The organism is Pseudomonas sp. LA5, assembly GCF_028640825.1.
Classification (GTDB): Bacteria; Pseudomonadota; Gammaproteobacteria; order Pseudomonadales; family Pseudomonadaceae; genus Chryseomonas; species Chryseomonas aestiva.
Genome location: NZ_JAQYZY010000037.1, coordinates 23,636 through 44,343, shown reverse-complemented (window position 1 = coordinate 44,343; position 20,708 = coordinate 23,636). Strand labels below are relative to the sequence as shown.

General features: G+C 66.8%; 20 protein-coding genes, 1 pseudogene and 1 riboswitch. Of the genes and pseudogenes, 15 read left to right on the top strand and 6 right to left on the bottom strand.

Going from position 1 to position 20,708, the window contains the following annotated elements:
• Positions 1 to 31: 31 nt before the first annotated feature.
• From PVZ72_RS12230 to PVZ72_RS12220, 3 genes are all read left to right on the top strand, one after another.
• A complete protein-coding gene (locus PVZ72_RS12230; RefSeq protein WP_208691337.1) occupies positions 32 to 904 on the top strand; it encodes a PHP domain-containing protein in 873 nt (290 codons plus the stop codon).
• Complete coding sequence (locus PVZ72_RS12225) at positions 901 to 1,530, top strand: L-threonylcarbamoyladenylate synthase (protein ID WP_158893925.1); 630 nt, start codon at positions 901 to 903, stop codon at positions 1,528 to 1,530. Before PVZ72_RS12230 ends, PVZ72_RS12225 begins: the two co-directional genes overlap by 4 nt.
• 110 nt (positions 1,531 to 1,640) lie before the next feature.
• Positions 1,641 to 2,369, top strand: coding sequence for a segregation and condensation protein A (locus PVZ72_RS12220; protein ID WP_273862332.1), 729 nt, complete (start codon positions 1,641 to 1,643; stop codon positions 2,367 to 2,369).
• Here PVZ72_RS12220 and PVZ72_RS12215 read toward each other — a convergent pair.
• Positions 2,360 to 2,734 carry a cobalamin biosynthesis protein gene (locus tag PVZ72_RS12215; RefSeq protein ID WP_273862035.1) on the bottom strand — a complete coding sequence of 125 codons (375 nt, stop codon included), beginning with the start codon at positions 2,732 to 2,734 and terminating at the stop codon, positions 2,360 to 2,362. The two genes, PVZ72_RS12220 and PVZ72_RS12215, sit on opposite strands and share 10 nt — an antisense overlap.
• A gap of 256 nt (positions 2,735 to 2,990) precedes the next feature.
• Positions 2,991 to 3,173: riboswitch (cobalamin riboswitch) on the top strand.
• A gap of 103 nt (positions 3,174 to 3,276) precedes the next feature.
• Between PVZ72_RS12215 and cobW the strand changes: the two genes are divergently transcribed.
• The 4 genes from cobW to PVZ72_RS12195 are packed head-to-tail and all read left to right on the top strand — an operon-like array spanning position 3,277 to position 9,795.
• A complete protein-coding gene (cobW, locus tag PVZ72_RS12210; RefSeq protein WP_273862034.1) occupies positions 3,277 to 4,329 on the top strand; it encodes a cobalamin biosynthesis protein CobW in 1,053 nt (350 codons plus the stop codon).
• A 6-nt stretch (positions 4,330 to 4,335) separates the two neighbouring features.
• On the top strand, positions 4,336 to 8,085 hold the full coding sequence (gene cobN / locus PVZ72_RS12205; RefSeq protein ID WP_273862033.1) for a cobaltochelatase subunit CobN: 3,750 nt from the start codon (positions 4,336 to 4,338) through the stop codon (positions 8,083 to 8,085).
• Position 8,086: 1 nt separating this feature from the next.
• Positions 8,087 to 9,130, top strand: coding sequence for an ATP-binding protein (locus tag PVZ72_RS12200; RefSeq protein WP_273862032.1), 1,044 nt, complete (start codon positions 8,087 to 8,089; stop codon positions 9,128 to 9,130).
• Positions 9,131 to 9,150: 20 nt separating this feature from the next.
• Entirely contained in the window at positions 9,151 to 9,795 is a 645-nt protein-coding gene (locus PVZ72_RS12195; RefSeq protein ID WP_443218252.1) for a vWA domain-containing protein, read from the top strand.
• A gap of 129 nt (positions 9,796 to 9,924) precedes the next feature.
• Here PVZ72_RS12195 and PVZ72_RS12190 read toward each other — a convergent pair whose 3' ends face one another.
• From PVZ72_RS12190 to PVZ72_RS12175, 4 genes are all read right to left on the bottom strand, one after another.
• Entirely contained in the window at positions 9,925 to 10,845 is a 921-nt protein-coding gene (locus PVZ72_RS12190) for a metal ABC transporter substrate-binding protein (protein WP_273862030.1), read from the bottom strand.
• An 11-nt stretch (positions 10,846 to 10,856) separates the two neighbouring features.
• On the bottom strand, positions 10,857 to 11,726 hold the full coding sequence (locus PVZ72_RS12185) for a metal ABC transporter permease (protein ID WP_064308864.1): 870 nt from the start codon (positions 11,724 to 11,726) through the stop codon (positions 10,857 to 10,859).
• Positions 11,723 to 12,457: a zinc ABC transporter ATP-binding protein AztA gene (gene aztA, locus PVZ72_RS12180; RefSeq protein WP_187979365.1), complete on the bottom strand. Its 735-nt coding sequence runs from the start codon at positions 12,455 to 12,457 to the stop codon at positions 11,723 to 11,725. Before aztA ends, PVZ72_RS12185 begins: the two co-directional genes overlap by 4 nt.
• Before the next feature lie 277 nt (positions 12,458 to 12,734).
• Positions 12,735 to 13,832: a DNA topoisomerase IB gene (locus PVZ72_RS12175; protein WP_273862029.1), complete on the bottom strand. Its 1,098-nt coding sequence runs from the start codon at positions 13,830 to 13,832 to the stop codon at positions 12,735 to 12,737.
• A 90-nt stretch (positions 13,833 to 13,922) separates the two neighbouring features.
• Here PVZ72_RS12175 and PVZ72_RS12170 point away from each other — a divergent pair, with 90 nt between their 5' ends.
• The 8 genes and pseudogenes from PVZ72_RS12170 to PVZ72_RS12140 all read left to right on the top strand — a co-directional run bounded on the left by PVZ72_RS12170 (position 13,923) and on the right by PVZ72_RS12140 (position 19,759).
• The gene (locus PVZ72_RS12170; RefSeq protein ID WP_187979363.1) at positions 13,923 to 14,180 is read left to right on the top strand and encodes a DUF3253 domain-containing protein; all 258 of its coding nucleotides are present in this window, start codon (positions 13,923 to 13,925) and stop codon (positions 14,178 to 14,180) included.
• 74 nt (positions 14,181 to 14,254) lie between these two features.
• Entirely contained in the window at positions 14,255 to 14,563 is a 309-nt protein-coding gene (locus PVZ72_RS12165) for a PepSY domain-containing protein (RefSeq protein WP_158896648.1), read from the top strand.
• Between the two features lie 20 nt (positions 14,564 to 14,583).
• Positions 14,584 to 14,859 (top strand): PepSY domain-containing protein, encoded by a 276-nt coding sequence (locus tag PVZ72_RS12160; RefSeq protein ID WP_133860636.1) that lies wholly within the window; start codon positions 14,584 to 14,586, stop codon positions 14,857 to 14,859.
• Positions 14,860 to 15,525 (top strand): response regulator transcription factor, encoded by a 666-nt coding sequence (locus PVZ72_RS12155; RefSeq protein ID WP_133860635.1) that lies wholly within the window; start codon positions 14,860 to 14,862, stop codon positions 15,523 to 15,525. It begins immediately after the preceding gene.
• Entirely contained in the window at positions 15,522 to 16,859 is a 1,338-nt protein-coding gene (locus PVZ72_RS12150) for an ATP-binding protein (RefSeq protein WP_273862028.1), read from the top strand. Before PVZ72_RS12155 ends, PVZ72_RS12150 begins: the two co-directional genes overlap by 4 nt.
• A pseudogene (locus tag PVZ72_RS24235) lies at positions 16,801 to 17,745 on the top strand (cache domain-containing protein); the annotation flags it as partial. The gene PVZ72_RS12150 and the pseudogene PVZ72_RS24235, both read left to right, overlap by 59 nt.
• A gap of 102 nt (positions 17,746 to 17,847) precedes the next feature.
• A complete protein-coding gene (locus PVZ72_RS24230; RefSeq protein ID WP_410003733.1) occupies positions 17,848 to 18,603 on the top strand; it encodes a methyl-accepting chemotaxis protein in 756 nt (251 codons plus the stop codon).
• A 106-nt stretch (positions 18,604 to 18,709) separates the two neighbouring features.
• Positions 18,710 to 19,759, top strand: a complete 1,050-nt coding sequence (locus tag PVZ72_RS12140) for an AI-2E family transporter (RefSeq protein ID WP_017640512.1) — start codon at positions 18,710 to 18,712, stop codon at positions 19,757 to 19,759.
• A 36-nt stretch (positions 19,760 to 19,795) separates the two neighbouring features.
• On the opposite strand, the gene PVZ72_RS12135 is transcribed toward PVZ72_RS12140, so the two are convergent.
• Positions 19,796 to 20,665 (bottom strand): MurR/RpiR family transcriptional regulator, encoded by an 870-nt coding sequence (locus PVZ72_RS12135; protein WP_133860632.1) that lies wholly within the window; start codon positions 20,663 to 20,665, stop codon positions 19,796 to 19,798.
• Between the last annotated feature and the right edge of the window lie 43 nt (positions 20,666 to 20,708).

The window sequence follows — 20,708 nt, the reverse complement described above, 5'->3', positions numbered from 1 at the left end:
ATAATACCTGATGAAGCCGGAGGAGAAAGCCATGCGTATCGACCTGCACTGTCATACCACCGCGTCGGACGGCGCCTTCGCGCCCGCCGAGGTGGTCAGACGGGCCCATGAGCGCGGGGTGCAGCTGCTGGCCATCACCGATCACGACACCCTGGACGGCTACGCCGAAGCCCTGGAAGCTGCGGACGGCCTGGGTCTGCGCCTGCTCCCCGGTATCGAGATGTCCTGTACCTGGGGCGGCGCCACGCTGCATGTGCTGGGCTACAACTTCGCCCCTGAGGCGCCTGAGCTGAATGCCGCCCTGGAAACCCTGCACGAAGGTCGCTGGGAGCGCGCCCGGGAAATCGACCGGCGGCTGGCGGCCAAGGGCATGCCCGGCACCCTGGAAGGGGCTCGCGCGGTGCAACTGGCCCTGGGCGACAGTCGCAATGCACCGGCCCGGCCGCATTTTGCCGAATACCTGGTGCAGGCCGGCCATGTCGCGGACCGCGGCGATGCCTTTCGCAAGTGGCTCGGCGGCGGCAAGCTCGGCGACGTCAAGCAGCATTGGCCGACCCTGGCCGAGACCCTGGTGACGCTCAAGGGCGCCAAGGCCTGGATCAGCCTGGCACATCCGCTGGCCTATGGCTTCACCCGCACCAAGTTGCGCAAGCTGATCGGCGAATTCGTCAGCGGCGGCGGCCATGCCATCGAGGTGGTCAACGGCGTGCAGCCGGCGGAGCAGGTCGGCACCCTGGCAATTCTGGCGCGGGAATTCGGTCTGATGGTCAGTGCGGGCAGCGATTTCCATGCGCCGGCCGAGTGGTCGGAGCTGGGTATGTATCGTCCGTTGCCCGAAGATCTGCCGCCCCTGTGGGCGCGCTTCAGTCAACCGCTATACCCTCAGATTCGGGAACCCCAATGAGCCAGTTCATCGAAATTCATCCGCAGAATCCCCAGCCGCGGCTGATTCGTCAGGCCGTGGAAATCATCCGGTCCGGCGGTGTCATCGCCTATCCCACCGATTCGTCCTATGCGCTGGGCTGCCGTATCGGCGAGAAGAGCGCGGTGGAGCGGATCCGCCGCATCCGCCAGCTCGACGACAAGCACAACTTCACCCTGGTGTGCTGCGATCTTTCCGAGCTGGGCATCTATGCCAAGGTGGATACCAGTGCCTTCCGCCTGCTAAAGGCCTATACCCCCGGGCCCTACACCTTCATCCTCAATGCCACCCGCGAAGTGCCGCGCATGCTGCTGCATCCCAAGCGGCGCACCATCGGCGTGCGGGTGCCCCAGCATCCCATCACCCTGGCGCTGCTGGAGGCCCTGGGCGAGCCCTTGATGAGCGTGAGCCTGATCCTGCCGGGGGATGACGAAGCCCTGGGCGATGCCTGGGAGATCCGCGAGCGTCTCGAGCATTTCGTCGACCTGGTGATCGAAGGCGGTCCGGGTGGCTTGCAGCCGTCCACCGTGATCAGCCTGGCCGATGACGAACCGGAAGTGATCCGGGTCGGTGCCGGGGATCCGACGCCCTTCATGATCGAAGCATGAGCGAAGCCCTGGACCCCCAGCTGCTCGAACCCGAGCAGCTGCGCCTGGCGCTGGTCTATGGCGAGGCCTTCACCGAGCTGCCCCAGGACCTCTATATCCCGCCGGATGCCCTGGAGGTCTTTCTCGAAGCCTTCGAAGGCCCCCTCGACCTGCTGCTCTATCTGATCCGCAAGCAGAACATCAATATCCTCGACATCCCGGTCGCCGAGATCACCCGGCAGTACATGAGCTATGTCGAGCTGATGAAGGCGGTGCAACTGGAACTGGCCGCCGAGTACCTGCTGATGGCGGCGATGCTGGCGGAGATCAAGTCGCGCATGCTGCTGCCGCGCGCGGAAGGCCTGGACAATGAGGAAGAGGACCCGCGCGCCGAACTGATCCGCCGCCTGCAGGAATACGAGCGCTTCAAGAAGGCCGCCGAGGATCTCGATGACCTGCCGCGCGAAGGCCGCAACTTCGTGGTGCCTACCTTGCTGGCGCCGGATGCACGGGCGCGCAAGCTGTTGCCCGAAGTGGACCTGGGCGAGTTGCTGCTGGCCATGGGCGAGGTCCTGCGCCGCGCCGACCTGTTCGAGAGCCACCAGGTGACCCGCGAGGTGCTGTCCACCCGCGAGCGCATGAGCCAGGTGCTGGAGCGCCTCAAGGAGGGTGCCTTCGTGCCCTTCGTGGCGCTGTTCACCCTGGATGAAGGCCGGCTCGGCGTGGTGGTGACCTTCATGGCCATTCTCGAACTGGTCAAGGAATCCCTGGTGGAACTGGTGCAGAATGAGCCCTTCAGCCCCATCCATGTCCGCGCCCGGGTCAGGGACGCCGACGGGGAAGAGGCGTCTCAGGCGTAGGCCAAGGCTGCCGTTGCCGCCGCGCTCTTGCGCTTGCTCACCAACAACCGGGCACCTTCACCCGCTGCAGCCAGGGCTGCGGCTTCAGCCACGCTGGGGCTGCCGGTGTGCTGCAACACCAGATCGCTGGCGGCAGTTATGCCGCGCTCCTGCGCCAGACGCTCGGCGGTGAAGCCGTGCAGAGGCAGCTGCCAGCGCTGGGCGAGGGCGCGCAGTCCGCGTTCTTCGAGTCGACTCGCAACGGTAGCCAGTGCGGTCAGCGCAGTGCGATCGCACTGGGCTTCCTGCAAGACCCCGAGCGCCAGTTCGGCGAGTTCGTCCAGCGAACAGTCCTGGCGGCAGCCGAGGCCGAGAACCAGGCCCATCAGCCTTGAAGGCCCTTGGACGAAGCGTGGCAGTCCAGTCCAGAGCCTGAACAGCACAGCGGGCGAAGGACGAACGGGCGCCACGCCGAAGTATCGGTCTGGCTCAAGGTAGCGAAGGGGCGCGTTATGGCGATCATGGCAGGTCTTGAGGCGGAGGAAGGCAGGCGGTGGCTCGCCCTTGGCGACCGCTTCGAGCAGACCACGCGCCTCGTCCGCCGGTCAAGCCTGGCGGATTGACACCCTGGCGGGGCGCTCGTAGCCTGTCGCGTTCCGAGGTGCTCTTGTCGGCAAGAGCTTGAAAGGGAACGCGGTGCGATACCGCGGCTGCCCCCGCAACTGTAAGCGGCATCTTCAGCCACTCCACCAGGCCACTGCTCACGCGGGAAGGCCGGAGCCGGGCGCCGCGAGCCAGGAGACCTGCCTCGTCACGTTTCGAACATGCAACCGGGCGGGGTGATCCGGGCTGCCACCAGGGCCTCGCCGTCACGCGGGCGTCCGGCATGCCTGCCCGTCTTTTTTCGCTTTTTCTCTAAGGGCAGCCCATGAAAACCCTGGCCAAGACTCCCGTCACCATCGTTACCGGCTTCCTCGGTTCCGGCAAGACCACCCTGCTGCGGCACATGCTCGACCATGCCGAAGGCCGGCGCATCGCGGTGATCGTCAATGAATTCGGCGAGCTGGGCATCGACGGCGAGATCCTGCGCCAGTGCAGCATCGGCTGTAGCGAGGAAGAGGCCCAGGGCCGCGTCTTCGAATTGGCCAATGGCTGCCTGTGCTGCACCGTGCAGGAAGAATTCTTTCCGGTGATGAAGGAGCTGGTGACGCGGCGGGGCGACATCGACCACATCCTCATCGAAACCAGCGGCCTGGCCCTACCCAAGCCCCTGGTGCAGGCCTTCCAGTGGCCGGAGATCCGCACCGCCTGCACCGTGGATGCGGTGATCACCGTGGTCGACAGCCCGGCGGTGGCGGCCGGCACCTTCGCCGCCCATCCGGAGCAGGTGGATGCCCAGCGTCGGCAGGACCCCAACCTCGACCATGAATCGCCGCTGCACGAGTTGTTCGAAGATCAGCTCGCCAGTGCCGACCTGGTGATCCTCAACAAGGCCGACGGCCTGGACGCCGAGGCCCTGGCCCGGGTCCGCGCCGAGGTGAGCGAAGAGTTGCCGCCGGCGGTCAAGGTGGTGGAAGCCAGTCGTGGCGTGTTGCCCCTGTCGGTGCTGCTGGGCCTGCAGGCCGAGTCCGAGGCCCATATCGACAGCCGTCCGACCCACCATGACCTCGAAGGTCATGAAGACCATGACCACGACGAATTCGACTCCTTTGGCGTCGAGTTGCCCGAGGTGGCGGAAGCGACCCTGCTGGCGGCGCTGACCGAGGTGGTCAAGCGTCATGGCGTCCTGCGGGTGAAGGGCTTCGCCGCCATCGCCGGCAAGCCGCTGCGGCTGCTGGTGCAGGGCGTGGGCACCCGCTTCGACAAGCATTTCGACCGTGCCTGGAAGACCGGCGAGACCCGCAGCACCCAGCTGGTGCTGATCGGTCAGGAGCTGGACCAGGCGGCCATCACCGCCCAGTTGCGCGCCGCGGTGGCCTGACCCCGGATGCATCTGCTGCGTACCCAGCCGGGCGGTTTCGTCCCGGACGATGGCATCGCCCATTTGGCGCAGACGCCGGGCGAGATCGTCCTGCTCTGCAGTGGCGATTCGCACCTGGCGCTGCTGGCCGAGGCGACCCGTAGCCTGGACGAGCGCTATCCCAGTCTGCGGCTGGCCAATCCCATGCAGCTGCAGAACCACGCCTCGGTGGATCTCTACGTCGACGAGGTGCTGAGCCAGGCGCGGGTGGTGTTCATCTCCCTGCATGGCGGCCAGGGTTACTGGCGCTATGGCATGGAGCGGCTGGCCGAGCTGGCCGCGCGGGGGCTGACCCTGATCGCGGTACCCGGTTGCGACCGGCCCGACCCGGAACTGATGGCCCTGGGTACGGTGGCGCCCGAGCTGGCCGAACGGTTGTGGCGCTATCTGCGCCAGGGCGGCCTGGGCAATGCCCGGGATTTCCTGCATTGCCTGGCCAGCGAGTGCCTGGATGCCCCGTACAGCTACCAGCCGCCGCGGGAATTGCCGCGGGTGGCTGTCTATCACCCTGAAGGCCTGAGCCTGGATGGCTGGCGCCAGCGCTGGCGACCGGACTGGCCTGCAGTGGCGCTGCTGTTCTACCGCACCCACCTGCAGTCGGCCAACACCGCCTTCGTCGATGTCTTCTGCCAGCAGCTGGAAGCCCAGGGCCTGAATCCACTGCCCATCGCCGTGGCCAGTCTCAAGGAGTCGGCCTGCCTGGAAGAGGTGGAACGGCTGCTGGACGAGACCGCTACGGCGCTGATCCTCAATACCACAGGTTTTGCCCAATCCAGCCCGGAACGACCGAATCTGACGCCGTTCCGCCGGCCGGTGCCGGTCCTCCAGGCCATCTGCGCCCAGGACAATCGCGAACGCTGGCAAGAGAACCCCCAGGGGTTGGGCGCCCGCGACCTGGCCATGCACATCGCCCTGCCGGAGCTGGACGGGCGCATCATCACCCGGCCGATCAGTTTCAAGGGCCTGGCCTGGCGCTGCGAGCGCAGCCAGAGCGACGTGGTCAACTACCAGGCCGATGGCGAGCGCATGGCCTTCGTCGCGCGGCTGGCGCGCAGCTGGATCGAACTGGCGCAGCGTCCTGCCGCGGACAAGCGCATCGCCCTGATCCTGGCCAACTATCCGACCCGCGACGGCCGCATCGGCAATGGCGTCGGCCTGGATACCCCGGCGGCGGCGCTCAAGGTGCTGCAGGCGCTGCAGACGGCCGGCTACCCGGTGGCCAATCTGCCTGAAAGCGGTACCGCCCTGATCGAGCGCCTGCTCGGTGGGGTGACCAACGACAGCGCCCTGCGCGATCTGCGCCCGGCCCTGCAGAGTCTGGCGCTGCAGGACTACCAGTCGCTATTCGCCCAGTTGCCCCTCAGCCTGCAGCAGGCGGTGACCGAGCGCTGGGGCGGGCCCGAGGCCGATCCCATGCACCGTCGGGGTCGGCTCATGGTGGCCGGGGTGCGCTTCGGCCTCACCTTCGTTGGCATCCAGCCGGCGCGCGGCTACGACGTCGATCCGGCGGCGGTCTATCACGATCCTGCGCTGGTGCCGCCCCATGGCTACCTGGCCTTCTATTTCTGGCTGCGCGAGGCCTATGGCGCCCAAGCCGTGGTGCATCTGGGCAAGCACGGCAATCTGGAGTGGTTGCCGGGCAAGGGCGTCGGGCTGTCGGCGGAGTGTTGGCCGGACGCCATCCTCGGACCGCTGCCCAACGTCTATCCCTTCATCGTCAACGATCCGGGGGAGGGTGCCCAGGCCAAGCGGCGCACCCAGGCGGTGATCATCGACCACCTGATGCCGCCGCTGACCCGCGCGGAGAGCTACGGGCCGCTGCGCGACCTGGAGCGCCTGGCCGACGAATACTACGACGCCAGCCTGCTGGACCTCCGACGCGCCACCGAATTGCGCGGCGAGATCCTGCAGCTGGTCCGCGAAACCGCCTTGGATCGCGAGCTGGGGCTGGTGATCACCGACGATCCGGACAGCTGGCTACCGCAGCTGGACGCCTACCTGTGCGACCTCAAGGAGTCCCAGATCCGCGACGGCCTGCATGTGTTCGGTGAATCCCCGACCGGCCAGCTGCGTCGCGATACCCTGGTGGCCTTGCTGCGCATTCCCCGGGGCGATGCCCAGGGCGCCAATGCCAGCCTGCTGCGAGTGCTGGCCAAGGACCTGCAGCTGGGGTTCGATCCCCTGGCCGCTGACCTCGGCGAGTCCTGGCAGGGGCCGCGTCCGGCGTGCCTGGTGGGGCTGTCGAGCGAACCCTGGCGCACCCTGGGCGATACCCGGGAGCGGCTGGAGCTCCTGGCCCTGGCCCTGGTTGCCGCGACCGTCGATGCCGAGCCGCTGCCGTTGGCGCTGGACGAATTGCCTGCCACCCGCCCGGTGCTGGAACACCTGGTCGGCCAGGTCGCGCCGGCCCTGGACAGCTGCGGTCCCGCTGAAATCGGCGGCCTGCTGAGGGCACTGGAGGGGCGTTTCGTTCCCGCCGGCCCCAGCGGCGCGCCGAGTCGCGGGCGGCTGGACGTGCTGCCCACCGGGCGCAACTTCTTTTCGGTGGACGTGCGCAACCTGCCGAGCATGACCGCCTGGCGGCTCGGCTGGCAGTCGGCCAACCTGCTCTTGGAGCGTCATCTGCAGGAGGAGGGCGACCACCTACGTCAGCTGGGTCTCTCGGTCTGGGGTACGGCGACCATGAGGACCGGCGGCGACGACATCGCCCAGGCGATGGCCCTGCTGGGCGTGCGCCCGGTATGGCAGACCGGCAGTGCCCGGGTCGAGGACTTCGAGATCCTGCCGCTGTCGCTGCTGGATCGCCCGCGGGTGGATGTCACCCTGCGTATCTCCGGCTTCTTCCGCGATGCCTTCGGTGGGCTGGTCAGGTTGTTCGATGCCGCCGTCCAGGCGGTCGCCGCGTTGGACGAGCCGGACGACCTCAACCCCCTGGCCGCCCAGGTGCGCCGCGAGCGCGCTGCCCTGGAAGCCGCCGGTACCGCTGCTGACCTCGCGCGGCGTCAGGCCGGCTGGCGCATCTTCGGCGCCCAGCCCGGCGCCTATGGCGCCGGCGTCCAGGGCGCGGTGGAAGAGCGACAGTGGCAGGACCGTAGCGAACTGGCCACTGCCTATCTCAACTGGGGCAGCTATGCCTATGGCGCCGAGGATGACGGCACCGCTGCCCGCGACGACTTCTCGCGCCGCCTGGGTCGCCTGCAGGCCGTACTGCAGAACCAGGACAACCGCGAGCACGACCTGCTCGATTCCAACGACTATTACCAGTTCCAGGGCGGCATGCTGGCCGCTGCCGAGACCCTGAGTGGCCAGCGGCGTGCCAGCTACTTCGGTGACCATGCCCAGGCCGACCTGCCCAGGATCCGTACCCTCAGGGAAGAACTGGGCCGCGTGGTGCGCTCCCGGGCGGCCAATCCCAAGTGGATCGCCGGCATGAAGCGCCACGGCTACAAGGGCGCCTTCGAGATGGCCGCCACCGTGGACTACCTGTTCGGCTTCGGCGCCACCACCGAGCTGGTCGAGGATCATCAATACCGGCAACTGGCCGATGCCTACCTGCTCGATGCCGATACCCGCGACTTCGTCGAACGCCACAACCCCGAGGCGCTGCGCGACATGACCGAGCGCCTGCTGGAAGCCCAGCAACGCGGCCTCTGGCAGGAGCCAGGCGACTACCGTGAAGCCCTTGAACAGCTCCTGATGGATATGGATGAAGCCTGAGATGACCGCTCCCGTCTTTCCCCTCGCTGCCGTGGTTGGCGCCGAGTCCCTGAAACTGGCGCTGTGTCTCAATGCCATCGATCCCCGTATTGGCGGCGTATTGATCGAAGGTCCCCGAGGTATGGCGAAGTCGACCCTGGCCCGGGGTCTCGCCGATCTGCTCGGAGGCGGTCCCTTCGTGACCTTGCCGCTGGGTGCCAGCGAGGAACGCATCGTCGGCACGCTGGATCTGGACGCTGCGCTGGGCGAGGGCCGGGCCCGCTTCGCGCCAGGCGTGCTGGCGGCGGCCGATGGCGGCGTGCTCTATGTGGACGAGGTCAATCTGCTGCCCGATCACCTGGTGGATCTGCTGCTGGACGTGGCGGCCAGTGGGGTCAACCGGGTGGAGCGCGACGGCATCTCCCACGAGCACGCCGCGCGCTTTCTGCTGGTCGGCACCATGAATCCGGAGGAGGGCGAGTTGCGTCCGCAGCTGCTGGATCGCTTTGGCTTCGCCCTGGCGCTGGACAGCCGGCCGGCACCCCGGGAGCGGGCCGAGATCCTGCGCCGCCGCCTGGCCTTCGACAGCGATCCGCTAGCCTTCAATGCCCAGTGGGAGCCGGCGCAGGCGGAACTGCGGCAGCGCTGCGCCGCGGCCCGTGCGCGGCTGGCGGACATCCCGCTGGACGATGCCGCGCTGGAAGCCATCACCGCAGGCTGTCACCAGGCCGGGGTGGACGGCCTGCGCGCCGATCTGGTCTGGTTGCGCGCGGCTCGCGCCCATGCCGCCTGGCGCGGCGCACGGGCGATCGAAAACCCCGATATCGCCGCCGTGGCCGAATTCGCCCTGCGCCACCGGCGCCGCGCGTTACCGGACACTCCGGCAGTAATACCACCCATGAAAGATAATTCAGCTACTGATACTCCGGAGCAGGGGCCTGGCAATCAACAGCGACAGGGTGATACCGAGCTTGCGGCGGGTGAGGGCGATAGCTGGGGCGCCCTGGCGCCGGAGCCCACCGCGACAGGACCCAGGCGCCGCCTTGGCGGCGCAAAAAAGCCCTAGGCATCCGATCACCTCATGCCCTGGATCGTGATGCCCGAAGCGGGACGGCCAAGGCCCTGGGCGGGCGTCAGGGCGCCCGTTCGCCGGGCACGGCAGGCCCCATCGCCTGGGTGCCGACGCTGCTCCTGGGGCGTCCGCGTCGCGCTGACGATCTCTTGCGGCACCCGCGCCGGCAGCGCCCGGCGCAGCTCTGGCTGGTGATCGTCGATCACTCCGCGTCCACCCGCCGCCACGGCGCCCTGGCCCAGGCCAAGGGCCTGCTGGCCGACTGGTTCGAACAGGCCTATCGCCAACGGGTCAGGGTCGCGGTCCTGCAGACGGCAGGGGAGCGACCGGAATGGTCGTTCCAGGGTCAGCGCAGCGGTCAGGCATTGCAGGCCTGGCTGGAGCAGTTGGGAGCGGGAGGCGGAACGCCTCTGCTGGCGGGCCTGTCCGAAGCTCAAGCATGGCTGCGAAGTCGTCGGCGGCAGCGCCCTGGCGAGGAATGCCAGCTGCTCCTGGTCACTGACGGGCGCCTGCGCAACCTGGAAGAGCTGGCAGTACCGGACTGTCCTGTCCAGGTGCTGGATATCGAACTGGGACCGCTGCGCCTGGGACGGGCCGGGGAGCTCGCCCGGCGCCTGGGCGCGGAATACCGGCACCTGGAAGAGGTGCCGGTGGTCTAGCCACCCAGCCTTTCTGGCGGAGGTTGGGTTGAGACGGTTCCACCGTCGAAGCCCAACGTGAAGGTGCTGGACCCTCACGCTGTTGGGCTTCGCTGCGCTCAGCGCCAACCTACCAGAAGACCTTTAACCTCAATGCCCGCTCTTCATCGCCTTGACCAGGGTGTCCACGTTGTAGCGGAACATGGCCGCATAGGTCGCAGCCGGGCCGTCTGCCGGGGATAGCGCCTCGACGTACAGCTCACCACCCGGTTGGGCGCCACTGGCCTTGGCGATCTGCTGCACCAGGCGCGGATCGTTGGAGTTCTCGAAGAAGTAGGTGGCGACATGCTCCTGCTTGATCTGGCGGATCAGCTTGGCGACGTCCTGGGCGGAGGCTTCGGCCTCGGTCGACAGACCCAGCGGCGAGATGAAGGTCACGCCATAGGCGTCGGCGAAGTAGCCAAAGGCATCGTGGGAGGTCAGCACCTTGCGCTTGGCCTGGGGGACCTGACCGATCTGTTCGCGGGCATAGCGATCCAGGGCTTCCAGTTCGGCGATGTAGCGATCACCGTTGGCCTTGAAGGTGGCAGCCTGCGCCGGATCCACCGCGGACAGCGCCTTCACCACATTGCGGGTGTAGACGACCACGTTGAGCGGGTTGTTCCAGACATGGGGATCGATGCCGCCATGGTCGTGATCGTGGTCGGCGTGGCCGTGTTCATCCTCGTCGTCAGCCAGCTCGCGGGTCTTGATCCCTTCGCTGAGCACTACCGGCGGGCGCGCCTGGCCGGAGGCCTTGATCAGGCGATCCATCCAGCCTTCCAGGTGCAGGCCGCTCATGAACACCACATCGGCCTGTTTCAGCGCCTGGGCATCGGTGGGCGTCGGTTCGTAGGCATGGGGATCGCCATTGGGACCGACCAGGGAGAAAACCTGAACCTGGTCGCCACCGACCTGTTTGACCACGTCGGCGATCACGGTAAAGGTGGCGACAGCCTTGACCGGTGCGGCCTGGGCCTGGCCGGCAGCGGCGAGCAGCAGGGCAGCGCCCAGGGAAAACAGGGATTTCATGATGACTCCTTTCAGTGGGTGAGGTGAGGGCGAGGGCGCAGCCGCCGGTAGAGTCCCAGGCGACCGAACAGCAGGGAGAGGAGGTAGCAGCCGCCCGCGGTCAGGACGATGGCCGGACCCGAGGCGCAGCCGAGGTGATAGGACAGCACCAGGCCGATCAGGCCGCTGAGACTGGCGATCAGGCTGGCCACCGCCATCAGTCCGGGGAGGCTGTTGGCCCAGAAGCGCGCCGCGGTGGCCGGCAGCATCATCAGGCCCACCGCCATCAGCGTACCCAGCGCCTGGAAACCGGCGACCAGGTTGAGCACTACCAGCAGCAGGAACAGCAGGTGATAGAGCGAGCCGCGCCCGCCTACGGCGCGCAGGAAGCCCGGATCGAAGCACTCCAGCGCCAGCGGTCGGTAGATCACCGCCAGCACCACCAGCGACAGGGTGGCGATGCCGGCGACCAGATAGAGCGCCGTGGCGTCGATGGCCAGGATGGTGCCGAACAGCACATGCAGCAGATCCACACTGGAGCCGTGCAGCGAAACGATCAGCACCCCGGCGGCCAGGGAGATCAGATAGAAGCTGGCGAAACTGGCATCTTCACGCTGACTGGTGAAGCGGCTGACCAGGCCGGCGAGTCCGGCCACCAAGAGTCCGGCAAGCATCCCGCCGATGCCCATGGCCGGTAGCGACAGGCCGGCGACCATGAAGCCCAGGGCCGCGCCTGGTAGCACGGCGTGACTCATGGCATCGCCCACCAGACTCATGCGCCTGAGCATCAGCAGGACGCCCACCGGACCGGCGCCCAGCGCCAGGGCCAGGCAGGCCACCAGGGCGCGACGCATGAAGCCGAATTCGACGAAGGGTTCGAACAGGAGTTGATAGAGGGTCATGCGCGCTCACAGACCGCCGCATTGGCGTCCCAGTGCTCGGCGAGATTGCGCGCGCGGGCCAGATGCTCGCTGACCAGCACCTGATCGGTGGCGCCCCAGGCGATGGCTTCCCGAGCCAGCAACAGGGTCTCGGGGAAGTGCTGGCGGACCTGCTCCAGGTCGTGCAGCACGGCTATCACCGTGCGACCCTGACCATGCCAGCGACGGACGATGGTCAGCAGGTCCGCGGTGGTGCGAGCATCGATGGCGGTGAAAGGCTCGTCCAGCAGCAGCACCGGCGCATCCTGCAACAGCAGCCGGGCGAACAGCACTCGCTGGAATTGCCCGGAGGACAGGGCGCCGACCAAGCGATCCTCGAGGCCTTCGAGGCCGACCGCCTGCAACGCCCGGGACGCTTCCTCGCGATGGGCGGCGGTGACCCCGCGCCAGACGCCCAAGCCGCGCCAGGCGCCCAGTATCACGGTTTCCAGCACGCTCAAGGGAAAGCTGCGGTCGATCTCCGCGGCTTGCGGCAGATAGCCCAGCCGGCGCTGGGGCACGGCCCGGTCCACGCGACCACTGACCGGTCTCAGGGTGCCGGCGATGGCCTTGAGCAGGGTGGACTTGCCCGCCCCGTTGGGGCCGACGATGGCCGTCAGACTGCCGGTCCGGAAGCGACCACTGAGATGATGGATGGCCGGATGCCGCTGATAGGCCAGGGTCAGGTCCTGAAGTTCGATGGCGGCGCTCATGGCAGGGCGACCGCCCAGAGCACGGCCAGCCAAAGCGCGACCAATGGGATGGCGGCGAGCGACAGCCGAACGGGCACGGAAAGGAGGAGAAGGGAAGCGCGAGGGGATGCCATGACGGAGCCTTGAATGACGTGCAAAAGTTATAACATAACAAATGCGGCGTCGTCATCTGGGCGTCGGGAAGGAGTCACGCCAGGCGAGCATGACTGGCGCCTGGCGCAGAATGCTCCCCGCCCCGTCCCGCCCCGCACAGGGGGCAGGGTAGCGTGCGACGTGGTCAGGCCGCCTGGGTCTCCGCCATCCGCTGTTCCAGCCGTTGCAGGAAGTTGAGTAGCAGCACCTCTTCCTCCTTGAGCCCCTTGCGCTTGCGCGGTTTGGGCAAGGTGCAGAGGTCGCCGGCGAGGAAGGCATCCAGCACGCCCGGATGGATATAGCACTTGCGGCAGACCGCCGGGGTGTTGCCCAGGGTGCGGGATACCGCCTTGACCATGTCCACCAGCTCCTTCTTGGCATCGGTCTGGGTTTCACACCGCAACTCGCGCAGGGCTTCCAGCGCCAGGGCACTGCCGGCCCACGTGCGGTAGTCCTTGGCGGTGAAATCGGCGCCCGTGAGTTCATGCAGGTAGGCGTTCACGTCGGACGAGGTAACGGTATGGCGATCGCCATCGGTATCCACGTACTGGAAGAGGTGCTGGCCAGGCAACTCCAGGCATTTCTTCACGGTACGCGCCAGCCGCGGATCGCTGACCTTGATGTCATGCTCCACCCCACTCTTGCCGCGGAAGTGGAAGGCTATGGTGTTGCCATGCACCTCGGCATGTCGGTTGCGCAGCGTGGTGAGGCCATAGGACTTGTTGCTCTTGGCGTACTGGGCGTTGCCGACCCGGATCAGGGTCGCGTCGAGCAGGCTGATGACCGTGGCCATGACCTTTTCCCGACACAGGCCGCGCCGGGCGAGATCCTCTTCCACCCGCTGCCGCAACTTGGGCAGGGCCTGCCCGAACGCCAGCATCCGCTCGTACTTGTCGGTATCGCGGATCTCGCGCCAGCGCGGGTGGTAGCGGTACTGCTTGCGGCCGCGGGCGTCGCGTCCGGTAGCCTGCAGATGGCCATTGGCGTCCGGGCAGATCCAGACATCGGTATAGGCCGGCGGGATGGCCAGCTTGTTGATGCGCTCGACTTCCGCCTGATCGCAGATGCGTTCGCCATCTGGGGTGAAATAAGCCCATTTGCCGCGCAGCTTGCGTCGGCTCAGGCCCGCCTGGCAGTCATCGACATAATTGAGGTCGGGCGGCAAGGGCGTGCAGAGGGCGGTACCAGTGTCGTCACGCTCATCGGCGGGGATGGGCAGGTCGGTCTGGGCGAGGCGTTGCATTACTTTCGAGACTTTCGAGCGAGAGGTCATGACTGCACCGACAATTTCCTGGTCGAAACGGTGGACTCTTGGAGAAGGGACCCGGTTCTCATGACAGCGCTCAAGCCGACCGACGCACAATTGCGCGAAGCCTTGCTGGCCAAGGCACAGGCGCGCCGTCCAGGGACGACCTTCTGTCCGTCGGAGGTGGCGCGTGACCTGGCTGCGGACTGGCGGCCGCTGATGGAGCCCCTGCGCGCTATGGCGCGTGAGCTGGCTCGCGAGGGCCGGCTGCAGGTGACGCAGAAGGGCGAAGCCCTGGATGCCGAAGCACCCTGGCGTGGTCCGATCCGCTTAAGCCTGGCTTAATCGGCGTTTAAGTTTCGATTAATGGCGGATCGCTACTCTGGACCCAGATCAAACAGCAACCAGAGAGAATCATCATGAAAAAGCTGACCGCCCTCGCGACTGCCGCCCTCCTGCTCACCGGTATGGGCGTCGCCCAGGCCCGGGATCTCGGCCCCGACGAGGCCCTCAAGCTGCGTGACAGCGGCAAGATCAAGAGCTTCGAGGTGCTCAACCAGGCTGCCATCGCCAAGCATCCGGGCTCGACGACCCACGAGACCGAACTGGAAGAAGAGTACGGCCGCTACATCTACCAACTGGAACTGCGTGACCCCAAAGGTGTGAAATGGGATCTGGAACTCGACGCCACCACTGGCGAAGTCCTGAAAGACCAGCGCGACGACTGACCGTCGGGCTCGCCGGGCTGGTGCTGCTCGGCAGCCTCTCGCCCCTGATCCAGGCCCGTGACCTGGATCAGGACGAGGCGCTCAAGCTGCGCAAGGAAGGCGTGATCCGTCCGCTGGAAAGCCTGCTGCAGCGAGTCAACGAACGCTATCCCCAGGCGCGGCTGCTGGAAGCCGAACTGGAAGAGGAGGACGGCCAGTATCGCTACGAGATCGAGATCCTCGTCGGCGATGTCGTCCGCGAACTGGAAATCGGCGCAATGGATGGCGCCATCATGAAGGATGAGGTGGACGACTAGATGCGCCTGTTGCTGGTGGAAGACGATGTGGCTCTGGCCGACGAGATCACGGCGTTCCTCACTCGGCAGGGCTACGCCATCGACTGGCTGGCCGATGGCCGCGATGCCGCCTGGCAGGGCGCCCAGGAACCCTATGACCTCATCGTGCTCGACCTGGGTCTGCCCGGCCGGCCCGGGCTGGAGGTGCTTGGGGAGTGGCGTGCAAAGGCGCTGGCGACTCCGGTACTGATCCTGACCGCCCGCGACAGCTGGGCGGAGCGCATCGACGGCCTCAAGGCCGGGGCCGATGACTACCTCACCAAACCCTTCCACCCCGAAGAACTGGGCCTGCGCATTGCCGCATTGCTGCGGCGGGTGCGCGGCGTGGCCAACCAGCCGTTGCTGCAGGCTGCCGGACTCGCGCTCGACGAGGCGCGCCAATGCGTGGTGCGTGGCAGTGAAACCATCGCCCTGAGCGCGGCGGAGTTTCGCCTGCTGCGCTGCTTCCTGCTGCATCCCGGGCAGATCCTGTCGAAGACGCGGCTCAACGACCATCTCTACGACGGCGAGAGCGAGCGCGACTCCAATGTCATCGAGGTCCACGTCAATCATCTGCGGCGCAAGCTGGGGCGCGCGGTCATCGAGACGCGGCGCGGCCAAGGCTATCGCCTGGGCGGTGTCGATTGAAATCCATCCAGGCCCGGCTCAGGGTCGGGCTGGTGGCCATCCTGCTGGTGGCCGGTCTGGTGCTGGTGCTGGGGGGAGCCTGGCTGGTGGACCATGCCTTGCGCCGTTATCTGGAAACCGGTCTGCGCGGCGAGACGGAGAACCTGCTCGCCGCCCTGGTGCGCGGTCCCCATGGCCTGCAACTGGATGAGGGCCGGCTGGGCAGTCTCTATACCCGCCCGCTGTCCGGCCGCTATTTCCTTATCGAGATCCCGGCGCTGGACATTCGCTGGCGCTCGCGCTCGCTGTGGGACGCACAACTGGAAGCGCCACCGGGCACCGGCCTGAGCGAGAGCCTGGCGGACGGCCCCAGTGGCCAGCGACTGCTCGCCTATCGCGCCGATTACCAGCGCTACGGCCAGGCAGTGCAGGTAACGGTCGCCGACGACTACAACCCCCTGCTGGGCAACCTGACGCGCATCCTCGCGTTCGGTGGCTTGCTGGGGCTGGCGACCCTGCTGCTGGTCCTGCTGCTGCAACGGCTGATCGTGCGCCGGGCGCTGCGCCCGCTGGAGCAGGTGCGCGAGCAGATCGCCCAGCTGCATCAGGGACGCCGTTCGACGCTGGACGCCAGCGTGCCGGCTGAACTCGAGCCGCTGGTGGGAGAAATGAATGCCCTGCTGCGCCACACCGAAGACGGCCTCAAGCGCGCGCGGCATGGCATCGGCAATCTGGGTCATGCGCTCAAGACCCCGCTGGCGGTGCTGACCAGCCTGGCCGAGCGTCCCGAATTGCAGGCTTTGCCCGAACAGCGCGAGGTGTTGCGCGAACAACTGGACCGTATCCGCCAGCGCCTGGAGCGGGAATTGCGCCGTGCCCGGCTGGCCGGCGAGGCCCTGCCGGGCGCACACCTGGACGGCGCCGAGCTTCGCGAGCTCTGCACGCTGCTCAATCGGCTGCATGGCGAGCACCTGCAGTTCGAGTGTCGGCTGCCCGCGGGGCTGCGGCTGCCCTGGGACCGGGAAGACCTGCTGGAACTGTTCGGCACCCTGCTGGACAACGCCGGCAAATGGGCGGATCAGCAGGTCCGGCTTGAGGTGGCGCAGGGTGCAGAGGGCTATCTGATCCAGGTCGAGGACGACGGGCCCGGTGTGCCGGAAGCCCAGCGCGAGACGATCCTCGATCGGGGTGCCCGGCTGGATGAAGCGGTCAGCGGTCACGGCCTGGGGCTGGGGATCGCCAAGGACATCGTCGACAGCTGCGGCGGAACCCTCGTTCTCGAAACCTCCGGGCTGGGTGGGCTGGCAGTGGTCATCCGGCTGCCGGCGCCAGCGCGTATACCGTCACTCAAGTGACTCCCTGGTCAAGTTATCGGGCAGGGCGCCGATAACCGCCCAAGCTCTTGCGACCAAGGAGAACCTCGTGAGCCTCAAATTCAAAGTCACCTTACTGGCCGTCCTGCCCGTCTGCCTGTTCACGCTGGTGCTGGGTGGACTGTCCTATTGGGTTTTGCACGAGCAGGCCGCCAGGGACGTCGCCGACGCTCGCGAGCGGCTGATGGTCCAGAGTCGCAACGCCCTGCAGAACAGCGTGGAAGCGGCCATGACCGTGGTCAAGCCGCTGTACGACAAGGCCGCTGCGGGCGATTCCGAGGCGCGCAAGGAGGCCATCGGCCTGCTGTCGGCCATCAGCTACGGCAAGGACGGCTACATCTTCGGCTACGATTCCAACGTGGTCCGCCTGTTCAAGGGCAACGATCCGGCCGGTATCGGCAAGAGCTTCAAGGACAATCGCGATCCCAGTGGCCTCTACCTCAACCAGGAACTGGTCCGGGTCGGCAAGGATGGCTCGCATTTCAGTCGTTACAGCTCTTCGCTGCCCGGCAACAAGGACGTGCTGGTGCCCAAACTCGCCTACACCGACTACCTGCCCAAATGGGATCTGGTGATCGGCTCGGCGGTGAATCTGGATGGCGTGGAGGCCGAGGTCGCGGCCGTGGCCCAGCAGGTCGCCAAACGCACCCAGGACCAGCTCTGGCTGATCTTCGGCGTGGCCGGCGTGCTGCTGGTGGTGATCGGCATCGCCGCGCAGCTGTTTGCCGCCCGCACCCTCAGACCCCTGGCGCAGATCCGGGAGAATCTCGACGACATCGCGGCCGGGGAGGGCGATCTGACCCGCCGCCTGCCGGTCAACGGGCGCGACGAGATCGGTGAGCTCGCCGCCGCCTTCAATCGCTTCGTCGATCGCATCCAGGGCACCATCGCCCAGGTCGTCGACATCACCCACCAGTTCACCGGTCTGCTTGACGACGTCGCCCAGCAGGCCCAGCGCACCGATCGCGACATGCAGCGCCAGCGCAGCGAAACCGACCAGGTGGCCACCGCCATCAACCAGATGTCCGCGGCGGCCCAGGAGGTGGCGAGCAGTGCCCTGCAGGCCTCCGAAGCCACCCGTCAGACCGAGGAGAAAGGTCGGCTGGCCCGCGAGACGGTTGCCACCAGCGTGGCGCGCATTCACGAACTGGTCGAGGAGGTACGCCAGAGCAGCGTGTCCCTGGATGGCCTCAAGCAGGACGTGGGCGCCATCGTCGGCGTGCTCGACGTGATTCGCGCCATTGCCGAGCAGACCAATCTGCTGGCGCTCAATGCCGCCATCGAAGCGGCCCGGGCGGGCGAGGCCGGTCGCGGTTTCGCCGTGGTCGCCGACGAGGTACGCGCCCTGGCCAGCCGGACCCAGCAGAGCACCCAGGAAATCCAGGGCATGATCGATCGCCTGCAACAGGCCACCGGCCGCGCGGTCGGGGCCATGGAACGCTCGGGCGGCATGGGCGAGGCCACTACGGCCCAGGCCGAGCAGGCCGGTACCGCCCTGGCCGCGATCAGCGAGCTGATCGCCACCATCAACGCCATGAACAGCCAGATCGCCAGTGCCGCCGAGGAGCAGACGGCGGTGGCCGAGGAGGTCAATCGCAGCGTCCACACCATCGCCAGTGCCGTCGACAGCATGGCCCAAGGCGCCCAGCAAGGCGCGCGCAACACCGCCGGCATGGTTGGCCTCGGTGAGCGCCTGGACGGCCTGGTACGTCAGTTTCGCGTATGATCCCGGGCGCGCCNCTTCGGGCCAAGTTGGGGGTGCTTATGGGAACCCCACGGCTTCCGAGGCTCTAAGCAAGGCCTGTCATCCTTGTTTGGAATCGCGAAAGCCAATGAAAAGTGCTCGGCTGGAAAACAAGACGTTCCTGATCCTGCTGGTGGTGGTCTCGCTGGCCTTCGTCTGGATCCTCACGCCCTTCCTGGGGGCGGTGTTCTGGGGCGCCATCCTCGCCATCCTGTTCGCCCCGCTGCAGCGCTGGTTCGTCCGGCGCTTCAACAACAGACGCAACCTCGGGGCGCTCTGCACCCTGTTCGTGATCCTGCTCATCGTCATCCTGCCGGTGGTGTTCATCGCCATTTCCCTGGTGCAGGAAGGCTCGCTGCTGTACCAGCAGGTCAGCAGCGGTCAGCTCAACTTCGGCCAGTACTATCAGCAGATCTGGGGCGCCTTGCCGGGTTCGGTGCGTGGCGTGCTGGAGCGCTTCGGTGCCGGTGACCTGGATGGCATTCGCCAGAAGCTCTCCGAAGGAGCCATGCAGGGCAGCCAGTTCGTCGCTACCCAGGCCTTCAGCTTCGGTCAGGGCACCTTCCAGTTCCTGATCGGCTTCGGTGTGATGCTCTATCTGCTGTTCTTCCTGCTGCGCGATGGTTCGCAGCTGGTGGCGCTGATCCGCAAGGCCATTCCGCTGAGCGACATGCACAAGCGCAGCCTGATGGCCAAGTTCACCGCCGTGGTGCGTGCCACGGTCAAGGGCAATATCATCGTCGCCGTGGTGCAGGGTGCCCTCGGCGGCTTCATCCTCGGCGTGCTGGGTGTCCAGGGCGCGGTGCTCTGGGGCACCCTGATGGCCTTCCTGTCGCTGCTGCCCGCGGTCGGCTCGGCGCTGATCTGGGTACCGGTGGCCATCTACTTCCTGGCCACCGGTTCGGTGATCAAAGGGGTCATCCTGATCGTCTTCGCCGTGGTGGTGATCGGCCTGGTGGACAACTTGCTGCGCCCCATCCTGGTCGGCAAGGACACCAAGATGCCCGACTACGTGGTACTGATCTCCACCATTGGTGGCATGTCGCTGTTCGGCCTGAATGGCTTCGTGATCGGCCCGCTGATCGCCGCGCTGTTCATGTCGACCTGGGATCTGTTCAGCCATCGCGACGACATCTAGAGACGTAGGGGCTCCGGGGATACCGGAGCCTAAGGCTCAACCCTGGTCGGGCTCAGAGGGATAGCGGGTGGCGACCAGGCTTTCCTTGACCTTGCGCAGGTGCGGCTGGAAATCCACGCCGCGCTTGAGCGTGACCCCGGTAGCCAGGATGTCCAGCACGGTGAGCTGGATGATCCGCGAGGTCATGGGCATGTAGATGTCGGTGTCTTCCGGCAGCGGGATGTCCAGGCTGTGGGTGCAGACCTTGGCCAGCGGGGTGTTGCTGGCAGTGAGGCCAAGCACCGAGGCGCCGTTGTCCCGCGCCAGCTTGGCCACGTCCACCAGTTCGCGGGTGCGGCCGGTGTAGGAGATGATCACGAAGAGATCGCCGGTCCTGGCGATGGAGGCGAGCATCCGCTGCATCAGCACGTCCGAATGCGCCGACACCGCCATGTTGAAGCGGAAGAACTTGTGCTGGGCGTCCAGGGCGACGGGGGCCGAGGCGCCCAGGCCGAAGAAGTGGATCTGTCGCGCCTGGATCATCAGGTCCACCGCGCGATCCACCGTGCGGGCGTCCAGTCGCTGGCGGGCGCTGTCCAGCGAGGCGATGGTGCTGCTGAAGATCTTTTCCGCGTAGGCTTCGGATTCGTCGTTGGCTTCCACCGCCTGGCTGACATAGACCGCGCCGCTGGCGATGCTCTGCGCCAGCTGGATCTTCATCTCCGGGTAGCCGCTCACGCCCAGGGAACGGCAGAAGCGATTGACGGTGGGCTCACTGACCTGGGCCGCCTGGGCCAGGGCCGCGATGGTGTAGCGCGTGGCCTGCCGGGGATTCTGCAGGATGACCTCGGCGACCTTGCGTTCCGCGCGGTTGAGTTCGCCGATGCGGTTCTGGATGGTTTGCAGCAGGGTGCTGGCACGATCCATGAGAACTCCTAGTGGTTGTTGTGCCTCTATCCTAAGGCTATAA